A 26919-nucleotide genomic window follows, 5' to 3' on the forward strand; every position below is an offset into this window, starting at 1 on the left:
TAAAATAAATTATCCGGTTAGGATTTTCTCGTTGGATTTCGTCTGCAAACCTTTGTCCGGTCGGAATTGTTTATGTAACTTTGTAACAAGCAATGTTGCTGTATAAATGTGAGATGAAGCTATGGAAGAGATAAAGCAAGTGCCCTATGGAGTGTCCGACTTCGTGACGGTGAGAGAACAAAATTTGTATTATGTGGACAAGACGATGTATTTGTCCTTACTGGAGCAACAGCCTCGAAATCTTTTTTATATCCGTCCTCGTCGATTCGGTAAAAGCTTGTTCATCAGTATGATGCAAGCTTATTATGACAAGGCGATGGCAGACCGTTTTGACTCCCTGTTCGGCGGGCTTTTGATTCATGACCATCCTACACCGCTCCGTGGGCGGTATCAGATGCTTTATCTGGATTTCTCTCAAGTGGGTGGAGACATAGACCGGATTTCGGAGCGTTTTGACGAATATTGCAAAGTGATGTTGGATGGGTTCATGCGCAAATATCAGAACGAATATCCGGAAGCTGTGGTAAAGGCTTTTTTTGAGATACAGACATTCTCGGGTAAGTTGGCATTAATCCGCGACAATGCCGGGGCACTGCGTATCCCCCTTTATCTCATCATCGACGAATACGATAATTTTACCAATATCGTGCTCAATGAGAAGGGGGAGGAGGTGTATCATGCCATCACCCATGCCAGCGGTTTCTATCGCGATGTGTTCAAGAAGTTCAAGGGTATGTTTGAGCGTATCTTCATGACAGGTGTAAGCCCTGTGACTTTAGACGACCTGACCAGCGGTTTCAACATCGGCTGGCACTTGTCCATGAATCCCAAGTTCGACAAAATGTTGGGTTTCAGTACCGAGGATGTGCGTGGCATGCTTCTTTATTATAAAGAATCGGGTATGCTTCCTGCCGAAAGTGACGTGGAGGCGATGATAACGGAAATGAAACCGTGGTATGACAATTATTGTTTCGCTAAGGAGTGCCTGAAGCAGGATGGCCGCGTGTTCAACTGTGACATGGTGCTTTATTATCTCCGCCAGTACATGGACAGTGGTCATTCGCCTGAGAGGATGGTGGACCCAAATACGAAAACTGACTACAATAAGTTGAAGAAGCTGCTGCAGCTGGATCGCTTGGACGGTGACCGCAGAGGTATCATCCGGCGTATCGCTGAAGAGGGGCAGATTATAACGGAAGTGGAAGAGTCCTTCCCTGCCAAAGATTTGACTAATCCCGACATTTTCCCCAGTCTGCTGTTTTATTATGGCATGCTGACTATAAAGGGTACGTATGGCAAGAGATTGATACTATGCATTCCGAACAACAATGTGCGTAAACAGTATTATGAGTACCTGCTGGAGGAATAAGAAGCTCATTGCCATGTAAGTATAGACACCTTGAACGATTGTTTCGATGCCATGTCCTTCGACGGTCAGTGGCGGGAAGCTTTGCAATATATAGCTGATGCCTATGAAAAGCTGTCATCTGTACGCGACTCCATCGAAGGTGAGCGTAGCATACAGGGTTTCTTTATGGCTTATCTGAGTCTGAACGATTATTACATCACCGCTCCTGAAGTGGAGTTGAGCCACGGTTATTGTGATTTCTTTCTTCTGCCCAACCTGACGCACTATCAGTCCAAGCATTGCTACATAGTGGAGCTGAAATATCTGCCGAAGAAGGATTTTGAGGCAAAGGCTGAGGAGCAGTGGCAGCAAGCTGTGGAGCAGATAGATGGCTATGCTCGTGCACCAAGAGTGGAAGTGTTGCGCCAAGGTACGCAACTGCACAAGATTGTGATGCAATTCTCAGGGTGGAATTTGGTAAGGATGGAAGAGGTATAAAGGGGGGAAAGTTTCAAATTATATAAGGATACAACAGATGAGAATTTGGAAGTTATCTTTTTTGTTGCCTGTCTTGATATTTTAGCCATAACCTCATAACCTGTTTTCTCGTATGAAGCTGTTTTTATAGTTTCAAGGGAGGACTTTGGGCTTTTTCATAAGTTATTAATCATATTAAATAGTAATTTATACAGCGAATGTATTGTAAATCAATTGGTTTATCTGTATTAGCTTTCTGTATTCCCCTCTGCCTGTCGGCACAGGAACAGGAAGCGTCCACTCCGTTTTCTTACCGTGTAGAGACCTCCGTCTCGGTTGCCGATGGAACGTATGCTCCGCTGTGGTTCACCGCCAATCGTTATGGGCTGTCTTCGCAAGAGCCGAAAAGTGCTTATCTGCGTGCCGGTATGCAATGGCGGAAGGAATGGCGTCATGGATGGAAGATACAGGCCGGCGCAGACTTGGCAGGAGGAAAGAATCTGACTGCGGACTTCTTTGTGCAACAGGCTTACATGGATGTTGCATGGAAAGCGATAAGGATGAGCATCGGGAGTAAGGAGAGAAACGGATTCCCGCTGGAAAAGGATGTGAGGCTGAGCAGCGGCATGATGGTGGAGGGGGCAAACGCAAGACCCATTCCGCAAGTGAGGGTGGGATTGCCCGAATATCTGACGGTACCCTTTACCGGCAACTGGCTGGCACTGAAAGGGCATATCGCTTACGGCGTGTGCACGGACGGCAATTGGCAGGAAGAGTTTGCCGGAGCGGACAAACCGTTTCTGAAGGATGTGCTGTATCACAGCAAATCACTGATGCTGCAGTTCGGCAACAGGGAGAAGCTGCCTCTGGAACTGGAAATAGGGTTGTTGGACATCGCACAGTTCGGGGGAAAAAGGTATGTGAAGAATGCGGACGGAAGTATAAAGCTGCTCCAGAAGTATCCGACCGGTCTGAAGAGTTTCTTCAAGGCGCTGGTGCCTACTCAGGAGAGTACGCTGCAGAATGTGGAGGGAAACCATAGCGGAAGCTGGAATGCGGCGCTTTCCTATTATGCCGGTGACTGGAAGATAAGGGCCTATATGGAGCATTTCTTCGAGGATCATTCGCAGATGTTCATGGAGTATGGTGTGTGGAAGGACGGACAGTTGGGACTGGAAGTGACATTGCCCCGGAACCGGTGGGTGAGCCGGGTGCTGTGGGAAGGTCTCAGCACGAAGGACCAGACGGGGCCGATTCTGTATGACGGAATAGCCGGCTCGTTTTCCGAATTCCAGATAAGCGGTGGTGACAACTATTTCAATAACGGCCAATACCTGGCATGGCAGCACTGGGGAATGGGTATGGGCAACGGACTGATTCCGGGACCTGTATATAATGACGACGGAACGGTGCTGTTTAAGAGTACCCGCGTAAAAGCCCACCACATAGGCTTCTGCGGAGAGCCGGACCGTGAATGGAACTACCGTGTGCTGGCATCGTATGTGCGGCATTGGGGGACTTATCCGATTCCGCTGGACAAGGTGAGGAAGCAATTCAGCGGCATGGTGGAAGTGAGTTACTGCCCACGGAAATGGACAGGTTGGAGTGCCACGGTTGCCCTTGCCACGGACAGGGGGAATTATCTGGGTAACAGCATGGGAGCCATGCTGACGGTAAGAAAGACAGGAGGATTCGGAATATGAGAAATAGATGCGGATTAAAGTTTTTGTCGGGAGTGGTGGCGGCTGTCCTGCTGTGCCTCGTCATGGGAGGATGCCAGAAGGAGGCTATCGACAGTGATATGGAAGGGCACTGGGAGTTGGTGGAATATACAACGGTAGCTGACGGTAAGGTGCATGTGTGTGATCGGATTTATTACAGTATCCAGTTGTGGGTGGTGGAAATAGCAGCCAAGCAGAGCGGCACACCGCACAGGCCGGTCATCGGACGGTTTGAGCATGAGGAGAATGGAAATGTGCGGATGAGGGACTTCAAAGGAAGAAAAGCCACAAGCGATGATAAAAAGGATGTCACGGTGGAGGAGCTTCTCCCCTATGGCATCAATGCTTTGGATACAGAGTTTGAAGTGGTGAAAGCCAACGGAAAGGAGTTGATTTTGAAATCCGATTATGCTACACTGATGCTGAAAAGGTTTTAGCACGGATATAGAAGGTGAAAAGAAGAGAGGACATATCGATTGGGATGTGTCCTCTCTTTTTTATGATATATGATTAAAACAGTTTAGCAGGATATTCTCCGGCATCTACCAATGCCTGAATCTTGTCTACTACACTCTGGCGGTCTTCGGGATAAGTTACACCGAACCACTTGCTGGCAGTATCCAGAACTTCTACGGTAGCTGTTCCGTCACTAATCAGTTTGTCTACCATCAATGGAATAAAGAATTCGCTCTTCAGGTTTTCCATGTTCTTGGGATCACTCAAGAAGGTCTTGAAGAATTCCTGGCTGTATGCAAAGTAATCGGGAGTGAAGCCCCAGAAATTCATACTAACCGGAGTTGTGTCGGCTGTTGCTGTCCATTCGCCATTGTCGTCGATGTATTTCACTTCTCCGTCAATGCGCTGAATCTTGGTACGTTCTACTACGGAAGTCAACAGATTCTTGTCGTTTGTTTCACAGATACCACGAGAAACGGTACCGCTTTCGCTCAGGGTGTTACCTACACGGAAACCTACCATTGAATAGGTGTTTTTAGATCCTTCAGGAAGATTTGCAAGGAATTTGCCCATTACCTGGAATGAGTCACGGCCATAGAAGTCGTCACAGTTGATTACTGCAAACGGTTCTTTAATAACATCGGCACCCATCATGACTGCATGGTTGGTACCCCATGGTTTGGTGCGGTCGGCAGGACAAGTGAAACCTTCGGGCAGTGCGTCCAAAGCTTGGAATACCATTTCGCAAGGGATGTGTCCTTCGTACTTGGAAATGATTTTATCGCGGAAATCTTGTTCGAAATCTTTGCGGATAACAAAAACGAGTTTGCCGAAGCCGGCGTTAATGGCATCATAGATGGAATAATCCATAATAGTTTCGCCGTTAGGACCCAGTCCGTCCAATTGTTTGAGGCCACCATAACGGCTACCCATACCGGCTGCCAATAAGAATAATGTAGGTTTCATAGTCTATTTATTTAAAAATTGATATTCTGACTACAAAGCTACAAAAATATATGAATGAAAATGTATTTGTGAGAGGAAAAAGAAAAAAACGTTCTTTTTTTGAATTTTAATATCGATAAAATGTATTTTTCCGAATAATATTCCTATCTTTGCGCCATCAGTTTGAATACTAAAGTATTAAAATATATATCCCTCAATGATTGTGGAGGACATTACGATGTGATATCGGGGTGTCCTCATTTTTTTTGCCCCTTCCTCTATTAGAAGGGGTAGCCGATAGCGAAGTGAAGGCCAAGGCCGTCTTTGAACTTCGGTATATTGTAATAGCCGCTTTTTCCGGTGTCGTAGGGGGCATGCAGGGCGATACCCAAATCGAGGCGGATAACCAGGAAGGTCAGGTCATAACGCAATCCTACGCCGGTGCCGAGCGCCACACTTTTTGCAAGGTTCCGCATGGTGAGTTCTCCACCGGGACGCGCTTCGTCTTTTTTCATCAGCCATACATTGCCCGCGTCAAGGAAAGTGGCGCCATATAGGTCGCCCAATATAGGGAAACGGTATTCTATGTTGGCTTCCAGTTTCACGTCGCCTGTTTCGTCAATATATCCATAGCGGTTGTCTGCGTTGGGGTGGAAAGTACCCGGACCGATGGAGCGGACTGTGAATGCACGTATACTGTTGGCGCCTCCGATATAGAACTGTTCGCTATAGGGGGCGACGGTCTGGTTGCCGTATGCATAGAGTATTCCTCCCATCAGGCGGGTGGCTATGTGTTGCTTTTCTCCTACTTTGAACAGGCAGCGGACTTCCGAGGTCATTTTAAGGAATTGTGCGAAGGGGCTTCCCAGCAGTTCTTTCCCTTTTTCCTTCATTCCTTTGCCGAAGGCGGCATAAACAAGTGAAGTCACATTGCCGGCAGAGGTGAAGGAGGTTTCCCACCATAAGTTATGCCGTTTTTTCAGGGGGGCGTTGTCATAAGTAAAGGTATAGCTCATGGCTGGGATAAACTGATTTCCCAAACTGAGTGCCAGTGACTTGTTTACATTGATAATGGAATCGAATTCACTGGTGGTATGTTGCAGGGTATTGAACGTAAGCCTGAAAGGGGTTACTGTGTGTTTCCAGGTGCGCGATGGCTGGAAATCATAACTGACGGTTCCGCCAAAAGATAACATCTTGAAGAAGCGGGCACGGTTCAGCTGGTCCACATAGAGCTTGAAAGAGGTATGAGAGGGAAACAGTAAGCGGTTCGACTTGTTCTTCCACGGCAGTAACAGGCGTGGATAATCCAGTGAGAAGGATGCTCCCAGTTCATACGAATTCATTTTTGACTTGTCTCCAGCCACACTGTTGGATGCGGTTTGCCATTCGTAGGACCCTTTCAGTTGGAAAGATAGTTTGGCGGCTGTGCGCATAAAGTTGCGTCGCGACAAACTGAAGATGGCTCCCGGGCCTGTCTGGTCGGTGCTCTTGGTTGTGACATTGAATTCCAGCTCTCCGTCGTAGGGAAGGTCGAACATGGCATTTACCTTGATGTTCAGGGTGTCACAGTCGGGCAGGGTGTCTTTGGGTGTGTAGCGGAATTCTGCATATTTAAAGATTCCCAAGCGTGCCAGTGCTTCTTGGGTATAGGTTTGGCGTATCTGGGAGTATAGTTGTCCTTCTTTATATAGGAAACGTCTGCGCAAGACCTGTTCGCGGATACCGGGTTTCTTGCCATGATAATGGATGGTCATATCTGCAAAGGTCAGTGAGTCTGTCGGTTGCTCTCCCTTATATCCTGTCAGGTAAACAGAGGTCTTTCCTATATAATAAGGACGGCGTGCTTCTGCCGGCACTCCTTTTTGCGGCACTACCTGCAAACTTACAAAACCGGGATTGCGCAATGTGTCTGCGCGGAAGGTGGTAAACTCGGGGCGGAAATAATAGTATCCGTTATTTCTGAAAAGAGTACTTAGCCGCTGGCGTTCTTCTTCCAGTTTCAACACGCTGAAGTTGTCTCCTTTGCGTAATATGCGCTGGTTGTAGGTGGCACGAATCAGGCTGTCGGCCCGTATCGGATATTTGAGGTAGGCAATAGAGTCCAGATAGTAAGGATTGGCCATATTGATTTCATAGTTGAGCTTTGCTTTTCGGGGGTTCTTCAGGGTGTCGACCGAATAGGAGACAGAGCCATTGAAGAAGCCATAATCACGCAACAAGTTGGTCGCTACCTTTACACGGGTTTCGGGATTGACGGTGGAGATATAAACCGGGGTGGAGCCTAGCTTGTTGAATATCCAGCGGCCCAGTCCCTTCTTTTCCTGGTATTTCACAAAGTCATTATATATCCACAAACCGAACGGAATGGGAAAGCGCAGGGAGTTGCTTCCCAATATGGCGTTATTGGGAGGGTAGGACAGGGCTGCCTCTACTTCTTCCAGAGTTTGCACTCCGGCGGGAGTTTTGTCTTCGTTGATAACGTTCATGTTCTTTACGCCTACGTAAAGAGTTTCGCCTTCGGGCAGGTTCTTTGTGGTGGAGCAACCCGCCAGCAGGCATAGAAAAGCTGTCAGCAACAGCTGGTTAACGTGAAGTTTTCTCTTTCTTATCCTTGTCATTTTTATCAATCTTTCTTTTTCCTGAATATAAATAACTCACCCAGATGGCTCATCTTCTTTCGCAGAACGATACCGACGCCTGTTTCGATGATTTCACCTTCGAGCACACTCTCGTAGTTTTTGTCGTGGAACACCTTGATATATCGGGTACCGCTATTGTCCAGACGATATTCGACGGAGACGTTGTCGATAAATGTTTCATCTTGCTGGGCGGTATTGCCGGTAGACACTTTTCCGCCGATAACGATGCGGAAACGGTTATTCCAGAAACGTTTGGCAAACTGGAAGTTGTAATCTGTACGCTTTCCGCCGTCTTCGGCATTGTCGACGGTTTCCATGCCTAGGCTGATGTCGAGGGCTTTTCCTGCAATATTCGAAATTTCGCTTTGCAGGAAGGAGTTGAGGGCATTGTTCATATTGAATCCTCCGGTAGAGTTGCCTTCTGCCATATACATACCGGTGACAAGCATGGTTACGGCCAGTTTGCCCCGTTCTTCTGGACTCATGGCGGTAAGCTGGTCTTGCACGGAGGCGTCTTCGGGGGCTGAAAGGGTAAAGGCCAGTCCCAGGTTTTCCAGTCGTTGGCTCAGGGCGATACCTACATCGAAGCTGACCATGCGGGGGCTTTGTCCGTCCTCGCCCACAGTGGCGCGCACTCGCTCTGTGGCGGTGATACTGAGTTGGGGGTTCATCACGTTGCCTGTCCATTCCACATAGCTGCCGTTCTGGATATTGAACGTCTTGAGCGGAATGACCGGGATTTCATATTTCATTTCACCGCTGATGAGCGAGTAGCGTCCGTTCAGCAGCATCTCGCCTTGCGGGGTGTATTGGAAAGAAAGGTCTCCGCCTCCTTCGAGCAGCATATAGTTGGAACCATCCGGTGTGATATCGACATGTGCTTGAACGGCTTGGTCGATATGCATTGTCATGGCGATATCCATGCCATTGATGGACACCGGCTGGATGGTTTCGTTCGCCACTTCAGTGGTGTCATTGAAGTTGACGAAAGTCACCATGTCTCCCAAACGGTCGTTTACGGTCAGCGGGGAGTCTTTCATCACATAAGTGAAATCTGTCTTTCCCAATATATTCATATTGCCCCGCATCATGAGGGCGTCTACGGGGCCGCGGAGAGTGGCGTCGAAGTCTACATACATCTTGCCGTATACCATGGCCCGTTTGGTGCGGGGAGCATTCAGTAGTTCGTAGTTCCGGGCCTTCATCTTCAAGTCGGTAGTCATACGCTCCAGATTGGAGAAGTCCACATGACCGTTGATAGTGAAAGGATTTTTTCCTTTGGTGAAGATATCGAAGTCCTTAAACATCATTTTGCTGTTGACCATCTGTACCGGCTCGTTGTCGAAGCGGAAGAGTGCAGACAGTTCGGGCATGAACATTGATACGGAGTCGAGTGACAGTTCGCCATTGAGCAGAGGCTTGGAGGGGTCTCCCTTCATGGCCAGTGTTCCGTCAATGTCGCCGTTCAGTTCCACCATATTGTCGGGGATGAACGGATTAATGACATTCAGCGGGAAGTGTTCGAGCGCAACATCTGCACTCAGGCTGCCTTTGCCGTCGGCTGTGGGCAGATAGATACCGCCGAGGTGGGCTATCTCTTTGTTATTGTGGCGGATGTATCCGTCTACGTGGTGGTCTTTCTCGTCGCCGGGCAGATATACGCCACTAAATTCCCAATTGCCGAGTGGGTTGCCTTCATATTTGAATTCATCGACTTTCAAGTCACTGCTCACCATCATGTAGGGGCCGGATTCGATATAGTGCGTTTCTGCTCCAATCCATCCTTCCATATCAGGCATATAAGGCAGGATACGGCGGAACTCTTTCAGATTGATTCGGGAGAGCTCGACTGTCATGTCCTGACTGGCAATGGTATCTTCGCGATTGGTATAGAAGCTGAGGCCCGTACCTGCATCGTCGTGCAGATGGAGATTGGCATGGATGCGTCCGCGGTCTGTCAGGAAGATATAATTATCCCTGTTGACCGTGAAAGGACGGTAAACCAATGTCGGATGTTCGGGGAAAAGACGTAGACGGATTCCCCGACGTCGTAAATCGGCCTGCACTCCCATATAGACGCCTTGCTCCTTGCGGGCGTTGAGGTACTGAATGAGCAGTTGTGCCTGATTGGTACCGATGTTTCCTTCCAGGCTGACATCGTAAGCTTCTTGGTTAAGCTTCGGTCCGTTGACAACTCCACTTAGGAATTTGATGCCTTCCATGTCTTGCTGTACGTCAAGATAAATTGTATCCAAGACAATGCTGTCTGTGCTCAGACTATAAAGGAATGCTTCTCCGTTCAGCCCTTCTGTCGGAGAGGAATCCATATCCATAAAAAGTTTCCGGTAGGAGATGCCCATCATGGAAAGGTAATTGCAGACCGGATTATCCTGTCCTGAAGTGACGCGTAAACACAATCCGGGCAGATATTGTTTCAACTCTTCCTGGTCGATATGTTTATGCTCCCACTGTTCGGAGAGTTTCTTCATCAATATCTCTGCCTGGCGGGATAAGCGTGTGATGTGCCCGGCTCCTTCCAAAGAGAGGTCGAAATCACCGGCACGCAAATACATCCGGGTAGAATCGCTTGCTGTGGCAAATCCCAGTAAAAGGTCTTTGGGATGAGATGTGCGTTTGGGCGTGATGACGGTGATATTGGCCATGGATGCATCCACGGAATATTTGTTAGCCATATCCGTTGCGAGGTGGACGGTAATATTTTGCGAAGTCTGCATGCGCTCATTCATCAAGTGCAATGCCTGCCAGTCCATGCGGTCGATATCCAGCTTCAGCGTGGCTGCCGCATTATGCGGCTTCAGGCTGCCATCGAGGTGTGCCCGTATATCCATTACTTTATTATTGATTAATAAAGCAGTGTTGATGATATGTTTTTCGAGTCCGGCAGAAAGTTGGATGCCCGACAGGATATAATTGCCGTAATGGAAACGGTCGATACTGCCCGAGGCACTGAAGGTGGTTCGGGGAGACATGAAGTCCAGTCCTTCTCCTTTGACACCAAGGCGTGCGGATACTGCAAAGAGTGAGTCTTGCGGCAAGAATCGGTGCAGGTTCAGATTATTGACGGCAACATCGGCTTCATAGGCCTCGCGTGAAAGGTCGTACTTGGCATAGAGCCGGGCGGCATGTTCCATTTTGAAATCATCTGTAATGGAGATGCTGTCATTATACACGGTGATGGGGATGGTGTCGATGACTGCCAATATGCGTGCGTCCGGTTCTTTCAACAAAAGGTCTGTACCCATTTTGGAGCCCGACATGCTGAATTTACCTTCCAGGCGTGTGCCGTTAGGGATGGCAATACCTTCGGCAAGAGCACTCAGAAAATCCATGTTCCCCACTTCCGTTTCGAGTGTAATGTCTCCTCCGCGTTTCAGCGTATCGGTCAGATGGGTTAATTCGCCTTTGGCAAAAAGCTCCAATGCGCCGGGAAGTTCGGCACTCAGAGTGGTCAATTTGAGTTGGTTGAGGTCACCGTCCACTCCTGTACGGATGCGTAAGGGTTCGGCTGGGTATTTCTGTACGAAATGTTCGTCCATACCGCCTACCAAACGTATGATGTCCTGTTTGCCTATATCAGCCATTAACCGGGCGGATAACCGTCCTTTACTTTTCATTTCGAATACGTCCCAATCGATGGATGCATTCAACTCGAAGTCCGAATCGGAGGTGGTGAGACGCAAAGAAGGGATACGGAGCGATTTCTGGTTGGAGAGCAATCGTCCTTGGGTGGATAGAAGTTCCAGTCCTGAACGCTCCTTTAGCACAAACCGGTTGATAATGGCTTTCATGTCACGGCCCTCATAATGAAGAGAGTCGAGTTGCACACCGATGCCGGTCAGTGCGATATGAGAAGGATCCAATCCTCTCAGGGCAATGCTGTCGGGCGGGAGAAGAGACGGTGCTCCCGAATCATAGTTCACCTGTCCGTTTTCTATTTTAAAACTTTGAAGGGAATAGGCGGATTTATGCAGGTCTATCAATCCGTTGCGCAAAGATGCTTTTGACAGCGATGTGCTGAGCGCGAGACTGTCAAGCGGCATCTGCAAAGCGAAAGACACATTTTGCAAGTCGATGTCCTGCAGGATTATTTTCCAGTAGGTGGTATCGGTTTTGGTGGTGTCGGCAGCTGTGGTGTCATTCAGGCAAAGAGACAAGTCGGTGTCTTTGAGCAGTACTTTGTTCACTATGGCTGTTTCGGGGTCGAGTGCCACACCGTGGCTGGATATAAACAATTCACCAAGAGTTCCCCGCAACTGCATCCCATTAATCAGGTCATTGGAATTGACGGTGGCCTCTTTGAGGGAGATACCATCTACTTCCACTTGCTTTTTCAGCAATGGCAACAACTGGACATTTACCTGAAGGCGCTTTACGCTGAGCAGCGTATCGTTGTGCAGGGAAGACGCTTCCACATCATTCACCACCAAGTTGAGCGGAAAAGATAAAGAGATTCTTCCCACCCTTATATTCATTCCGGTTGATTCAGAGGCATATGAAGCCGCTTTGTCCACCAGGAAATTCTGTATGGGGGGCAAATAAATCAGTATACATAAAAGAATGAACAATATGAAAGGAGAGGCTACCGTCCACATTGTCCAACGGATATATTTCTTTTTCATCGTGTGTTTTGTACAAACGTTTCTGCAAACTTAAACAAATTTATCGGCATATTAGTTGAATGTATCTGCCTTTTATCTTTTATTCTTGATAATTTTATCTTTTCGTCCATGTGCTATTGCACTTTATACTCACTTGGCGACATTCCGGTGTGATGTTTAAAATATTTCCCAAAAAAGGAAGGGTTGGGGAAATTCATGTAATAGGCTACTTCCTGAATGGACATGACCGAATATTTAAGTAATGCTTTTGCTTCCAGAATTACATATTCGTCAATCCACTCACCGGCTGTTTTTCCACTAACTTTCTTTACCACGGTAGAGAAGTGTTTCGGACTTAAAAACAACTGTTCGGCATAGAAGTCCACCCGTCTTTCCTTGCGATGGTGTTCGGTCAGTAAATTAATGAATTGGTTGAATAGTATTTCTTCGCGTTTCATGGATTTGGGGTTGGCTGCCAAAAACTCCGGTTGCCTGCGATGCAGGATGGAACCTAATTTATAAAGATAGGCACCCATCAGCCGCCGTACAATCTCTGTGCGGAAATTATCGTTCCGGTCAATCGTTTCTTCTATTAATGTGTAGAAAGCCTCCAGCTCTTTTACCTCCTCATCCGTCAGGCTGAAAATAGGTTGTTCTTTCAATGAAATAAAGAAAGGCATGAAACTGTTCAGGTTGATATACATTTCTTTTAAGAAATCGGATGAAATGAGGAACATCTGGGTTTGATGCATGCCCGGTTGGGGTATTGATTGAAGGATGTCGCCGGGAGCGCAAATCACCAAATCGTTTTTAGTCGTGTTGTATTCACGCAAGTTGATGTTGATGGTTGCACTTCCTTGTTTCCGCACTGCGATGATGATACCGTCGAGGCGGAGAGGATATCTGAATATAGAATTGACATCCGGAATATAATATTCTGTATTGTCTATTATAAAATCATTGCCTATACCCTTCATGGCAGCGTTCAGTTTGCGGATGAGGGCAATGGATATATTTCCAATTTCTTGTTCCATATCTCTTAATTTTGCTTCAAAAATATAAATCAATAATCATATAGCAATCCTTTTTGTCTCCTTTATATGTTTTTTTAATTGAATTTGGCGGAAGCATCTGCCAAGTGACTGTCAATAACCCGCTAATATTCTTAATTCTTTCTAAAAGGGTAAGGATGGCAAACTATTTGTATGTAATAACCTGTATATTTAACAACAAAATTATAAAGAACAAAACTATGTCAATGTATTGGATATTATTTATTGGAATTGCGATTATTAGTTATATCGTGCAAGCCAGTTTGCAGAGTAAGTTTAAGAAATACTCTAAGATGCCACTGTCAAACGGTATGACCGGAAAAGAAGTGGCAGAGAAAATGTTGCATGACAATGGTATTTATGATGTCAGGGTGACAAGTACTCCGGGAATGTTGACCGACCACTATAATCCGGCTAACAAAACGGTGAACCTGAGTGAGGGGGTATATGGAAGCAACAGTGTGGCTGCCGCCGCTGTAGCTGCCCATGAGTGCGGACATGCCGTACAGCACGCCCGTGCCTATGCTCCGTTGAAAATGCGTTCTGCTCTTGTTCCGGTGGTTCAGTTCTCATCATCTATCATGACTTGGGTGTTGTTGGGTGGAATCCTGATGGTAAATACTTTCCCGCAGTTATTGCTCGCAGGTATCTGTTTGTTTGCCATGACTACCCTATTCAGTTTTATCACCTTACCGGTAGAAATAAATGCAAGTCAGCGTGCATTGGTATGGTTGAGTAAGGCAGGCATTACCAATTCCTATAATCACCATGCGGCGGAAGATGCATTGCGTTCGGCTGCTTATACTTATGTAGTAGCTGCGCTTAGCTCACTGGCTACATTGGTTTATTATATTATGATTTATATGGGACGCCGGGAGTAAACGGAAATTGATAACTGTTATAAGGTGAGCGGAGAAAGGAAGAATGTTCCTTCTCCGCTTTTTTATTTAATAAATAAATAGTATTTTTGACGTTCGCGAAAGAAAGCATAATATGTTGTAGATAAAGTTGTATAAAAATGATAGATGAGAAAGAACTGATATTAAGCGTCAAATCAGGTTCGGAGTGTAGCTATAAAGCTCTTTACGAATTATGGGTGTCTAGATTGTATCGATTTGTCTATCATTATGTTAAATCGGAAACGGTAACGGATGATATAGTGCAGGAAACTTTTTTGAGAATTTGGAACAATCGTAGTAAATTAGATCCTGAATGTTCTTTTAAGTCGTATCTTTTTACAATATCCTATCGATTGCTGTTAAAGGAGATACATCGTCAATTGAATAATCCTGTAATGGCAGAGTTTATAGATTATCAATCGGAACTGGCAACTGCTACAGATGAGGCAGAGAGAAAATTGGAATTTGACCTTTTTCTAGTAGCATTAGAAAAAGCAAAGAAATTGCTGCCACCTCGTCAGCGAGAAATATTTGAAATGAATAAAGAATTGAATATTCCCATATTGGACATCGCAAAGAAACTGAATATAGGGGAACAAGTGGTACGTAATCAGTTATCTGCATCTTTAAAACTAATCAGAACTGAAATGTCTGGATACTTAAAATTTTTATTGGTCTTTTGGGGTGACTTTTAGATTTATATTTTACTTCATTTTTGTTTTTGAATAGCTGATTGCTTTTTTCATGAATCATCATTGTTTGTTTCTTGTGATCTATAGCACTTTTTTATATTATGCTTTATAACATATAAATTCGTATGTTATATTTAAGCCGTATACGGATATTACTAATAAATAGTAGATATACATATATGGATAATAGAATTAGTGCTTTATTAAAAAAATATCATTCTAATGAAATATCATTGGAGGAACTGCGGGTATTGACCGGCATGATTAATAATATCTCTAATGAAGAATTATATATGGTTCTTAATAAACATTGGGAGGAGTATGATGATTACCTTCCTTTGTCACATGAGAAAATGAATGCTTTGTATAAAAATGTGCAGTCAAAGAAAAAAACTCCTCTTATTATAAATATGAAGCGTTATTGGTTGCATATTGCAGCTTCGTTGCTCCTTTTATTGGCAAGTAGTATTTCTGTGTTATTTTATATGCAGTATCAGGATATGCAGGAAATAGCGGAGCAGAACATTATAATAAATTCTGGTGAATACGGTTCTTCTTCAGTTTTACTTCCTGATGGAACTAAAGTCCGTTTGAATTCTAGATCATCACTTTCTTACCAACATGATTTTGGACAAATAGAACGAAGGGTAAAACTTTCGGGGGAAGGCTATTTTGAAGTGCAACGGGATGAAAAGAAACAATTTGTTGTAACGACTAACTTTATGGATATCACAGTATTGGGAACTACTTTTAATGTGTATGCTTATGAGAATAAAAATTTTCAAGAAATGACGCTTGTGGAAGGAGCTGTTTGTGTGGCAACGAATCATCCTCCCTATAAGACCTTGCACGTAAAGCCCAATGAAAAAGTAACTTATGACAAACGCACTGGTGAATTGAATCTGGAGTCGACTCGAAATAGAATTGAAACAGTATGGATAGAGAAGAAATTAGTCTTTCGGCATGACAGTTTGAAAGATGTCTTTAAATGCTTGGAACGGAAATTTGGTGTGACTTTCACTGTGAATGATGAGAATATACTGAAAGATGTCTATACTGGAGTTTTTGATGAGGAAAATATTGAAAGTATATTGCGGATTTTGCAAGTACACTATGGATTTGAATATAAAATAGAAAATGCTGATATAAGTATCAGTTTGAAATAACCCAATGTTTAATCTTTAAAATAATCGTAGTATAATGAAAACATAGTATTTATAAAAAATGCTCCGAATAATTTGCAGATTATCCGGAGCGGTGTCTGGTATGGCCTACCATAAACTATGCGGTAACATAGTTTGATAAACTAATAACCAAAAATTAAATAATATGAAAAATCAAAATCAATTGATTACTTCTTTCTACAAAGGTAAGGGAAAAAAGGGATTTTTACGTCCTCTTGCTCTATCTTTTTTTATGTTGGCATCTATTGATGCTTCGGCGCAAGTCGGAAAAGTAAGTTTAGATATAAATAATGTTTCGGTAAAGGAATTCTTTTCTGCGATTGAAAAACAAACATCTTATCATTTTTCTTATCGTGATATAGAAATTCAAGATAAAGAAGCTGTTACGGTTTCTTCTAAAGATGAAGAAATAAAAAAACTATTGGTGAGAGAACTTTCACAAAGAAATTTAACTTATCGGGTTTCTGGCAATAAGATAATTGTTACTCCTGTGAAGCAGGAAAGCGGAAAAAGGATAACAGTGAAGGGGATAGTGAAGGATGCTAATGGCGAAGCTTTGGTTGGAGTAACTATAAGATTGGAGTCGGATAAAACTATAGGTGCTATTTCTGACTTTGAGGGTAATTTTATGTTACCGGATGTTCCTAAAGGAGATAAACTCTTAGTATCGTATATTGGGTATAAAGATCAAACGATTCTAGCTCAAGATAATATTGTGGTTAATGTGGTGTTAAAGGAAGATACACAAACTCTTGAAGAGGTAGTTGTAGTTGGCTATGGTACTCAAAAGAAAATCAATTTGACCGGTGCAGTGGAAAGTGTAAGTTCAGAAACATTGGAAAACCGTCCCATAAAAAGTGCCACAGACGCTCTTCAAGGAGCAGTTTCCGGACTGACTGTTACATCGGGAACAGGACAGCCAGGTGAATTTGCCAGTTTTAAAATTAGAGGAAATACATCTATAAATTCTGCCGGTGCATTGGTTATTATTGATGGTCTTCCCGGTGATATTAATTTGGTGAATCCACAGGATATTGAATCTATATCTGTTTTGAAAGATGCGGCATCTGCTGCTATATATGGTGCCCGTGCTGCCGAAGGCGTTGTGTTAGTGACAACACGCGCAGGAAAAAGTGAAAAAGTAAAGGTAGAATATTCTGGAAACTTTTCTTTTAATAAGCCCACTAGATTGCCTAAAAGTAATACGGGGCTCAATCATGCGTTATTGTCGAATGAAGCTTTCAAGAATGCAGGTTTGGCAGTTCAATTTCCAGAAGATGCCATTGTTGCTTTAAAAGATCCTTCTATTTCAGCAATAGCCAAAGGAAATGATTGGATATATACTGATAATATGGATTGGATTGGTACCATGATGGATAATAGTTTCCAACAAACTCATAATCTGACAATATCAAAGGCGGCCAAAGGACTTAAATATTTATTTTCGGCAGGATGGCTTGATCAAAATGGTATGTTTTCTGAATATGGTCCTGATAATTATGATAGAGTGAATCTGCGTTCTAATATTAGTTTGGATATTATTCAAGATAAACTGATACTGGACAGTAAAATAACCTATTTGCAGACTAATAAGTTATATCATCCTCAGTTTGCTGGTTGGTCAATTCCTTATATTACATTTATACAGGCGGGGCCTAATATGCCTATATATGATCCAAATGGAAATTATTCTCGCTATAGGATGCAGGCCAATCCCATTCAGGCACTTAGAGAAGGCGGTGAAGGCCGTAACAGGCAGCAGACAATAGAAGGAGTGTTTACGCTGAGTTATAAGCCTATAAAAGGACTTACACTGAAGGCGGTAGGAGGTGCTACTATTAGAAATCGTCAAATAAAGGAATGGAGAAGACAATATGGAAAATATGGGCCTAACGGATTAATCTCAATGGGAGCCGGACAATCGGGACCTAATAAGATTTCTCAAGAGTCTCAGACAAGCCGTTATTTGACAGGGCAATTATTGGCAGAATATAAATTAAAGTTAGATAAGCATGACCTGAACGTATTAGGTGGTTGGTCTGCTGAAGAACAACTTTATGAGAATCTGGGAGGTATTAGGACTAATATCGTTGGTAATGAGGTTCCGGCTTTGAACTTAGGAGCTACTGAAGGATGGAGTAATAGCGCTGATGAAACGGAATGGGCTTTGTTGTCAGGCTTTATGCGTTTGAATTATGCTTATGCTGATAAATATTTGTTTGAAGCCAATTTCCGTGCGGATGCTTCCTCTCGTTTCTCTAAGAAAAATCGTTGGGGAATATTTCCTTCATTTTCTTTGGGATGGCGCATCACAGAAGAAGAGTTTATGAAAGAACAGAAGGTATTTAGCAATTTGAAACTAAGAGCTTCATGGGGACAATTGGGTAATCAGAATGGATTAGGCTTATATGATCATATTGCACAATATGTAGTATCCGGTTATTATCCTTTTGGAAATGAACTGGGGCAGTGGGCGTCTGTTCAAAAATTGCCTTCCGAGGAGCGTACTTGGGAAACGGTAGAGATGTTTAATGTTGCATTGGATATGGGCTTTCTTGATAATAGACTGTCTGCAACTGCCGAGTACTTTATCAAGCGCAACAAAGATATGCTTGTCTCCATTGAAATGCCAAGTGTTATCGGTATTACTGTACCTACCGGAAATAATGGTGAGCTGGAAGTGAAAGGATGGGATTTTTCTATAGGATGGAAAGACAGTATCGGAGAGTTGGATTATGGAGTACGTTTTAATATCTCTGACCAAAAAGATAAGTTGGTTGATTATGGAGTGGAATATAAGGATTTTACAGCCGGTGTAAATCAAAAAATGCAAGGCTACTCTTTGGGTTCCATTTTTGGATATAGAACAGATGGATACTTTACGAGTGAAGACGAAGTGAAGAATTCTGCTGTTATTAATCGTTCTGTAGTTGGAGTAGGTGACATTAAATATGTTGATAAGGATGGAGATGGTAAAATTTCTGCTCCCAAGGATCTGGAATACTTAGGAACGACTACACCACGTTTTGTCTTTGGGTTAAATCTGAATGCAAATTGGCGCGAATGGGATTTTGGAGCAGTATTCCAGGGAGTTGGGAAACGGAATTTCTATCTGGCACAGGAAATAATGGCTCCTTTCTCTGTCACATGGGGGAATTTTTCTTATGAAATGCATAATGATTATTGGACGCCTGAGAATCCGAATGCTGCCCTGCCTCGTCATTATGCGGGAAGTGGTCATAATTACCAAATTTCTGACCATTGGTTGCAAAATGCAGCGTATTTGAGAATGAAAAACCTTCAATTAGGATATTTGTTCAAAAAAGAATTGATTAATAAGATAGGTATAGAGCGCCTTCGTATCTATTTTAGCGGTGAAAATCTATTTGAATTCAGTAAGTTGAATAAAAATTTTGATCCAGAATTGACCAGTACTAGTGGATATATTTATCCAATTATGCGTAGTTTTTCTTGTGGTATAAATTTAACCTTTTAGATTTGAGAAAAAAATGAAAAAGATACTATATACTTTATTGTTGGCAACTCTTTGTGTGAATAGTGGTTGCAGTGATTTTTTAGATAGGGAACCTAAGACGACTTTGTCTCCTGGTACATTTTGGAAAACAGAATCTGATTTAAGACTGGCGCTGAATATCCTATATCAGAATATGAATCGCTCTTATACATTAGATAATCAATCTATCGATTGTTTTGCTGCTGTGGGGAATCATGTAAGTAGTGGCAGTTTGACTGCTAGTAATACAGATGATGTTTGGACTAAATCTTATAAACAGATTCGTATTATCAATGATTTCTTCGAAAATTACGAGAGAGCCCAAGTTTCTGAAGCAATAAAGAGACGTTATTTAGGTGAAGCGCGTTTTTTTAAAGCTTATTATTACTTTAATCTGATTAAAAGATTTGGAGATGTACCTTATATTAATCATACCTTAGATATGGAGTCGCCTGAACTTTGGGGACCTAGAGTTGAGAAAAAAGAAATTCTGGATGATATTTTGGAAGAATTACTTTTGGCTGAACAGGATGTTCCTGTGAAAAGTGCGATAAAGGCTGATGTAGGAAGAATAACGAAAGGTGCTATTTAAGCTTTAACTTCACGCATAGCATTATATTATGGTACTTATTATAAGTTTCGTGGACAAGAAGACTACCGGCAGTATCTTACTATTGCCCGTGATGCGGCAAAGCGTCTGATTGATTCTAAAGAATATGTAATTTATAAGGATTATCGTAACTTGTTCCTGCTGCCGGGAGAGGATTCGTCTGAACATATTTTGTCGTATAGATATTCAGAGGATGCCAATACTTATAATCCTCGTATCAGAGGGGTTATAGTGGATTTTATCCAGGAGCCGACAAAATGGTTGGCTGATGCGTTTTTGTGTAAGGATGGATTGCCTTTGGATAAATCTCAATATAAAGTTGAGTATTTGCCGTTGGGTAAAGAATTCGAGAATCGTGATCCCCGTATGGCTTTAACAATATGGAAACCAGGGGATTCCTTCTTAGGAGCTCCTTTTGTGCCTAACTTGTCTAATCAGACAAAAACAGGTTATATGTTTAAGAAGTATGGGGATGAAGGTTCATATTCCAATATACGTTCTCAAATTGATGAAATATTGATGCGTTATGCAGAAGTCCTTTTAAATTATGCAGAGGCTACTTATGAGTTAAATGAAAGCATTTCGGATAGTGATTTGGACATTTCCATTAATGAAATAAGAAGACGCTTTGATTCTGACCCGAATTGTTTGCCTGGTCTTACTAATATTTTTGTCACGTCGAATAATTTGAATATGCGAGAAGAAATCAGACGTGAAAGAAGAGTGGAAATGGCTGCTGAATCGTTGCGTTATGATGATTTGATTCGTTGGAAGGTAGCAGAGGCAGAGTTGCCTCAAGAAATTTTGGGAGCTAAGTTTGATCAGGAAACTTATCCGAATGTTGTACCTGATAAAGATATTAATTTGAATGAAGATGGCTTTATCATCGTTCAAAGCAAGAAATCAAGGACTTTTGACGTTGAAAAGAATTATCTCTTTCCTTTACCGCTACGCGAACTGTCTTTGAATCTGCAACTTACACAAAATGAGGGTTGGGATTAATAATGTATATTCTTAAAAAGGAACTGTAATGATATTATTTAATAAGAAAAAGTTGGCTCCGCTGGGATTGGCTTTGTTTGCAGCCAGTGTGTCAGCACAAGAAAAGCCCAATATTATTGTTTTTTTAGTCGATGATATGGGACTGATGGATACCTCATTGCCTTTTATTGTCGACGAACAGGGAAATCCGGTGAGGCAACCTCTTAATGATTGGTATCGGACTCCTAATATGGAACGTCTGGCCAAACAAGGAACAAGGTTTTCTACCTTTTACGCTCAGAGTGTGAGTTCTCCTTCTAGAGCATCTTTGATGACAGGGCAGAATGCTGCCCGTCATCGCACAACAAATTGGATTAATGCGGAGAGTAACAATCGTACTCCGTTCGGTCCGAAAGATTGGAACTGGAAGGGGTTGACTGCGGAAGATATGATATATCCGGCTGTAATGAAAAAAGCCGGATATAAGACGATTCATGTAGGCAAAGCTCATTTTGGTTGTATGAATAGTGAAGGGGAGAACCCTACTCGAATTGGTTTTGATGTGAATATTGCAGGCTCTTCTATCGGGCATCCGGGAAGTTATCATGGTGAAAATGGATACGGATGGATAAAAGGTCAAAAAGCAAGGGCAGTACCTGACTTGGAAACATATCACAATACATCGACTTTCCTTTCGGATGCATTGACATTGGAAGCAGGAAAGGAAATGGAAAAAGCCGTTTCTGCTAGACAGCCTTTTTATCTTAATTTAGCTCATTATGCAGTGCACGCTCCTTTTGAAACGGATGCTCGATTTATAAAAAACTATCAAACTGGTGATAAGAATGAACAAGCAAAAGCTTTTGCCACACTGATAGAAGGGATGGATAAATCATTAGGAGATGTGCTGGATAAATTGGAGGATTTAGGTATTGCAGAGAATACTTTGATTATTTTTTTAGGAGATAATGGTGGAGATGCTCCTTTGGGCGGTCCTGCTGATTATGGTTCGTCTGCTCCTCTGAAAGGGAAAAAAGGTTCGGAATATGAAGGAGGAGTACGTGTTCCATTTATTATGAGTTGGGCGAAACCTAATTCAAATAATGTGTTTCAGCGTATGTATCCGATAGCAGAAGGCAAAGTACAGACACAGATGGCTACCATTATGGATGTCTATCCAACTGTACTTGCTGCGGCAGGTATTGATGTTCCTGAGAATCATGTGCTGGATGGAAGTGATTTGAAGAGATTACTTCAAGGAATACCGGATAAAAAACATCGGGATGATTTTTTGATGCATTTTCCACATGAACATAGAGGCAGTTACTTTACTACCTATAGAAAGGGGGATTGGAAGTTGATTTATTATTATCATCCAGAAAAAGATGGAAATCCTTCTTATAAACTGTTTAATTTGGCAAAAGACCCTTATGAAAAGGATGATTTGGCAAGTTCAGAACCTAAAATTGCAAAGAAAATGTGCAGACTGATGATAAAACGTTTACAAGAAGAAGAAGCTTTGTATCCGGTAGATAAAGAGAATAATACACTTTATCCCATTATACCGATAAGTGATTAAAAGTGGGCCGGAATTAGAATGATTTTTTTTGAAGACTGAATGATGCCGGATATTGACAAGTGATGTTGATATCCGGCATTTTCCTTTTCAGTCATTAGCATCGTCTGTCTTCATAATGACTTTATATTCAAGTCACTTAGTATCATTTCTCTCTTTTTATTCGTTTATTACAGAGATTTTTTCGTAATTTTGTGCCTCAAAATCAAATCAGAGAATCATTATGGCAGCAAAACCGGGTATTCCTAAAGGAACCAGAGATTTTTCGCCCGTAGAAATGGCGAAACGCAATTATATATTTAATACTATTCGTGAAGTGTTCCATCTTTTCGGCTATCAGCAGATTGAAACTCCTTCTATGGAGAACTTGTCTACTTTGATGGGAAAATATGGAGATGAAGGTGATAAACTATTGTTCAAGATACAGAATTCAGGCGATTACTTTTCGGGAATTACCGATGAGGAACTATTGAGCCGCAATGCTGTGAAATTGGCCGGCAAGTTTTGTGAGAAGGGGCTGCGCTATGATCTTACCGTACCCTTTGCCCGCTATGTGGTGATGCACCGCGATGAGATAAGTTTTCCTTTCAAACGTTATCAAATTCAACCGGTATGGCGCGCAGACCGTCCTCAGAAGGGACGTTACCGCGAGTTCTATCAGTGTGATGCCGATGTGGTGGGCAGCAATTCGCTGCTGAACGAAGTGGAACTTGTACAAATGATTGATCGTGTGTTCAACAAGTTTGGCGTGCGTGTTTCCATTAAGATTAATAATCGTAAGATATTAACGGGTATTGCCGAAATAATCGGTGAGGCCGATAAAATAGTGGATATTACCGTTGCTATCGATAAACTGGATAAGATAGGTTTGGATAATGTGAATGCGGAATTGGCTTCGAAAGGTATTCCACAAGAAGCGATTGATAAACTTCAGCCTATTATCTTATTGAGCGGTTCCAATGAGGAAAAACTTGAAACACTGAAAACGGTTCTGGCTGCCAGCGAGACTGGTATGAAAGGGGTGGAAGAAAGTGAGTTTATCCTGAAGACTGTTGCCTCTCTCGGAGTGAAGAGCGAAGTAGAGCTGGACTTGACGTTGGCTCGCGGATTGAATTACTATACCGGTGCTATTTTTGAGGTGAAGGCATTGGATGTGCAGATTGGCAGCATCAGTGGTGGAGGCCGTTATGACAACTTGACAGGCGTGTTTGGAATGGATGGAATGTCTGGAGTCGGTATTTCGTTCGGAGCAGACCGTATCTTTGATGTGCTGAACCAATTGGATTTGTATCCGAAAGAGGCTGTGAATGGTACGGAACTGTTGTTTGTGAACTTCGGAGAGAAGGAAGCTGCCTACTGTCTGCCTGTTTTGGCCAAAATGCGTGATGCCGGTGTACGTGCCGAGATTTATCCTGATTCAGCCAAGATGAAGAAGCAGATGGGGTATGCGAATGACAAGCAGATTCCGTTTGTTGCCATTGTAGGTGAAAATGAGATGGCTGAAGGTAAACTGACGCTGAAGAATATGACTACAGGTGAACAATCGTTGCTGACTCCCGATGAATTGTTGGAAGCAGTAAGAGGATAATAAGAAGAGATTTTATATTTTATTTATCACCGTAGCAGCTTTATCATGGGCTGCTACGGTGATATTTTTTATAGATGGCGTTCGGGATACAAATCGTTCCACCATTCAGGGCTGTCCTGCAACCAACGTGCAAACCATGCCATGATAGAGTTGTGCCATAATATTCGTTTCGGATAATCGGCAATGAAGTGGTTCTCGCCGTCTACGGTTACAAATTCGACAGTCTTGCCCAGAATCTTCAGCGCATTGAACAGTTGAATACTTTCTCCGATGGGTACATTGGTATCCACCGTTCCGTGTAACAATAACAAGGGGGTGTTGATTTTGTCGGCATTGAACAGTGAACCTTGCTTGGTAAACAGTTCCGGATTCTTCCAAGGATAGCTGTCGGCGGCAGCTATTGCATTATATGAATAGCCCCAATACCCTTCTCCCCAATAGCTTGTCACATTACTGATACCGGCATGTGAAACTGCTGCAGCGAAAATGTCGGTTTGTGTTTGCAGGTATTGTGTCATGAATCCGCCGTAGGATGCACCCAAGCAGCCGATTTTCTTGTCATTGACAAATGGATGTTCTTTGCAGAACTGCTTGGTGCCTTCGATGATATCGTCGGCTGTGCGTTTACCCCACGCGTTGACGTGGCGTGCCGAGAACTCTTGTCCGTAACCGATAGTTCCGCTCGGATTGATGACATATACTACATAGTCTCGTGAAGCAAACAGTTGTGCACAATAGGGATTGCTGATGCCACGTTCGGTAGGAGTCGTTCCACCATAATAATATACGATTAGCGGATACTTCTTATTGGGGTCGAAATTTGGAGGCAGACACATCATGCCCTGAATAGTGGTTCCGTCTGAGGCGGTGAAGTTCCAAGGTTCCGTCTTACCCAATTCAATCTCGTCCAATATCGGCTTCATGGGGTCGGCAAGCAGACGTGAAGTCTTCTTTTTCATATCATAAAGGTAGGCAACCCCCGCATTATGATTGCTTTGTCCGATATAGGCGGCGATGGAAGGGTTGTTCTCTGAAAGAGCAAAGGCACTGGTGACATCCGTTTCCAGATTGAGTTTCTCAAACTTCTTTGTTTGGGGAGAGTAACGATAGATATTTCTGCAATCTTCATCATTGGTATTGAAATAGATGCAGCCGTCACCTTTATTCCATTGCAGAGGATAGACAGTCGGGGCAAAATCTTTTGTTATCGGCTCAATGTGGCGGGTAGCCAAATCCATGATATAAGCCTGTGAGTCGAAGTCATTGGCAATAGGGTGGTTTCCGCAATTCTTGCCTATGCCTCCGAATGCTTCGGGACTTCCGGTCAACAGCAATTGTTTACCGTCGGGTGAATAACTTGCTCCTCCCATAAAGCGGTCGTTGATAAAGAGTGTATCGACAGCCAATGTTTCCAAATTGACTTGGTAAAGAGAACTTAATGAGAAAGGACGTTCTGTGATATTCTCTTTTGAAGTGCTATAAAGGATATACTTGCCATCGGGCGAGATGTCATTCAGGTAGGTACTGTGGTTACCGAAGGTGAGACGTTCGGATATACCCGTTGCCGGATTATATTTTGCCAAAAAGCTGCGGCGGCGTGAACCGGGAATGCGGTCGGCCGGACTTACGATGCGTTTTAGCGGCCCTTCCTCTTTTACTCCCTCTTCCGAAGGATGATAAATCAGATAGTCTTCATTTGGTGACCAAGTAAAACTTTCTTCCGGAATACCTCTCAGAATAGTCTCTTCTTTTAAAGTCAGCGGGTCGAGGGTGATTACATCATTGCCTTTTGCCGCCTGTACGGTATAATACAATTTATTACTTTTGGGCATCCAGCGCATACCTTCTTTGGCATTGGACAACAGAACTTTACCTGTCTTCAGCTCGGACAGCGTGGTATAGGTATAAGAACGTTTTAAAGAGTGGTTGTTCCAATAGCGTGTAAGCAGGTACTTGCCGTCGGGTGAGATGGATACGCCGATGACACGATTGCCGTAAACCGTGTTCGGGAGGGCAAAGCGTTTCTTCTGTTCGGGAGAAACAAAACAGGTTATTTCTTTAAATTTATCATCTTTGATGAGTTCACACTTTAAAGTAGGCTCTGCTTTATCCTCAGAACTGGAAAGTAGCTTGATGGTGATTTCGTAATCGGCTTCAGGTTCCAGACGGAGGTTGACTTCACGGGTAGAGGCGCCGGATATGCTGTCTTCAGCACTTTCTTTCGACATCTTTGATTCTCCGTTGATAAAGATTTCCCAACGGGCCGGTGAAGTGATTTTTAATTTCCCCGTCATGAAGCGTTCGGCACGCAAGGCGGTCTCCAATAAGTAGATACTGTTGTCTTTCTCTGCTTTGGGGAATGATAGGATTCCGGCAGTATCGGCATTCAGCACTTGAAAAGGAGCTCCGGCAAGGTCAAGCACAACTGGAGTTTTAAGCAAATCCTTGGCTGTGTGTTTTTCACCTTTCGGGTTGATGCTGTCATTCATAATCGGGGTGCGTACTGTAATGGCATCGCGCACCTTGAATTGGGTTAGTTTCTCTTGGGCTTGCAGGCAGGTACCGGCTCCGGTTGCCAATAACAAGGCAAGCATTGTGGTTCGTTTCTTCATGCT

The 26919-nt window shown here is 43.4% G+C and carries 15 protein-coding genes and 1 pseudogene; 11 read left to right on the forward strand and 5 right to left on the reverse strand.

The window, feature by feature from the left end:
• Nucleotides 1-121: 121 nt before the first annotated feature.
• From QYT14_RS12210 to QYT14_RS12220, 3 genes and pseudogenes are all read left to right on the forward strand, one after another.
• Nucleotides 122-1846: pseudogene (locus tag QYT14_RS12210) on the forward strand (ATP-binding protein).
• 197 nt (nt 1847-2043) lie between these two features.
• Nucleotides 2044-3528 carry a capsule assembly Wzi family protein gene (locus QYT14_RS12215; protein ID WP_289826352.1) on the forward strand — a complete coding sequence of 495 codons (1485 nt, stop codon included), beginning with the start codon at nt 2044-2046 and terminating at the stop codon, nt 3526-3528.
• Nucleotides 3525-3983, forward strand: coding sequence for a lipocalin-like domain-containing protein (locus tag QYT14_RS12220; protein ID WP_289307208.1), 459 nt, complete (start codon nt 3525-3527; stop codon nt 3981-3983). Before QYT14_RS12215 ends, QYT14_RS12220 begins: the two co-directional genes overlap by 4 nt.
• Nucleotides 3984-4056: 73 nt before the next feature.
• Here the strand turns inward: QYT14_RS12220 and QYT14_RS12225 are convergent, their stop codons facing one another.
• The 4 genes from QYT14_RS12225 to QYT14_RS12240 all read right to left on the reverse strand — a co-directional run bounded on the left by QYT14_RS12225 (nt 4057) and on the right by QYT14_RS12240 (nt 13242).
• Nucleotides 4057-4968, reverse strand: a complete 912-nt coding sequence (locus tag QYT14_RS12225; protein ID WP_237039143.1) for a nucleotidyltransferase — start codon at nt 4966-4968, stop codon at nt 4057-4059.
• Nucleotides 4969-5228: 260 nt separating this feature from the next.
• Nucleotides 5229-7568 carry a BamA/TamA family outer membrane protein gene (locus tag QYT14_RS12230; protein WP_288324615.1) on the reverse strand — a complete coding sequence of 780 codons (2340 nt, stop codon included), beginning with the start codon at nt 7566-7568 and terminating at the stop codon, nt 5229-5231.
• Between the two features lie 5 nt (nt 7569-7573).
• Nucleotides 7574-12229 (reverse strand): translocation/assembly module TamB domain-containing protein, encoded by a 4656-nt coding sequence (locus QYT14_RS12235; protein ID WP_288324616.1) that lies wholly within the window; start codon nt 12227-12229, stop codon nt 7574-7576.
• Between the two features lie 113 nt (nt 12230-12342).
• Nucleotides 12343-13242 (reverse strand): helix-turn-helix domain-containing protein, encoded by a 900-nt coding sequence (locus QYT14_RS12240; protein WP_288324617.1) that lies wholly within the window; start codon nt 13240-13242, stop codon nt 12343-12345.
• Nucleotides 13243-13460: 218 nt separating this feature from the next.
• On the opposite strand from QYT14_RS12240, the gene QYT14_RS12245 reads away from it, so the two are divergent.
• The 8 genes from QYT14_RS12245 (at nt 13461) to hisS (ending at nt 24304) form a co-directional block, all read left to right on the forward strand.
• Nucleotides 13461-14141 (forward strand): zinc metallopeptidase, encoded by a 681-nt coding sequence (locus tag QYT14_RS12245; protein WP_288324618.1) that lies wholly within the window; start codon nt 13461-13463, stop codon nt 14139-14141.
• A 137-nt stretch (nt 14142-14278) separates the two neighbouring features.
• Nucleotides 14279-14854 carry a sigma-70 family RNA polymerase sigma factor gene (locus QYT14_RS12250; RefSeq protein ID WP_288324619.1) on the forward strand — a complete coding sequence of 192 codons (576 nt, stop codon included), beginning with the start codon at nt 14279-14281 and terminating at the stop codon, nt 14852-14854.
• Nucleotides 14855-15030: 176 nt separating this feature from the next.
• Nucleotides 15031-16017 carry a FecR domain-containing protein gene (locus QYT14_RS12255; RefSeq protein ID WP_288324620.1) on the forward strand — a complete coding sequence of 329 codons (987 nt, stop codon included), beginning with the start codon at nt 15031-15033 and terminating at the stop codon, nt 16015-16017.
• A gap of 250 nt (nt 16018-16267) precedes the next feature.
• Nucleotides 16268-19531 (forward strand): TonB-dependent receptor, encoded by a 3264-nt coding sequence (locus tag QYT14_RS12260; RefSeq protein ID WP_347280238.1) that lies wholly within the window; start codon nt 16268-16270, stop codon nt 19529-19531.
• A 13-nt stretch (nt 19532-19544) separates the two neighbouring features.
• Nucleotides 19545-20141: a RagB/SusD family nutrient uptake outer membrane protein gene (locus QYT14_RS12265; RefSeq protein ID WP_288324622.1), complete on the forward strand. Its 597-nt coding sequence runs from the start codon at nt 19545-19547 to the stop codon at nt 20139-20141.
• A 150-nt stretch (nt 20142-20291) separates the two neighbouring features.
• Nucleotides 20292-21161 carry a RagB/SusD family nutrient uptake outer membrane protein gene (locus QYT14_RS12270; protein WP_289307581.1) on the forward strand — a complete coding sequence of 290 codons (870 nt, stop codon included), beginning with the start codon at nt 20292-20294 and terminating at the stop codon, nt 21159-21161.
• Nucleotides 21162-21189: 28 nt separating this feature from the next.
• Nucleotides 21190-22719 (forward strand): sulfatase, encoded by a 1530-nt coding sequence (locus QYT14_RS12275; RefSeq protein ID WP_288324624.1) that lies wholly within the window; start codon nt 21190-21192, stop codon nt 22717-22719.
• 220 nt (nt 22720-22939) lie between these two features.
• Nucleotides 22940-24304: a histidine--tRNA ligase gene (gene hisS / locus QYT14_RS12280; RefSeq protein ID WP_237039148.1), complete on the forward strand. Its 1365-nt coding sequence runs from the start codon at nt 22940-22942 to the stop codon at nt 24302-24304.
• Between the two features lie 68 nt (nt 24305-24372).
• Here the strand turns inward: hisS and QYT14_RS12285 are convergent, their stop codons facing one another.
• Nucleotides 24373-26916, reverse strand: coding sequence for a prolyl oligopeptidase family serine peptidase (locus tag QYT14_RS12285; protein WP_288324625.1), 2544 nt, complete (start codon nt 26914-26916; stop codon nt 24373-24375).
• Nucleotides 26917-26919: the final 3 nt, after the last annotated feature.

The sequence above is a fragment of the uncultured Phocaeicola sp. genome (assembly GCF_948499155.1).
In the GTDB taxonomy this organism is placed as follows: Bacteria; Bacteroidota; Bacteroidia; order Bacteroidales; family Bacteroidaceae; genus Phocaeicola; species Phocaeicola faecalis.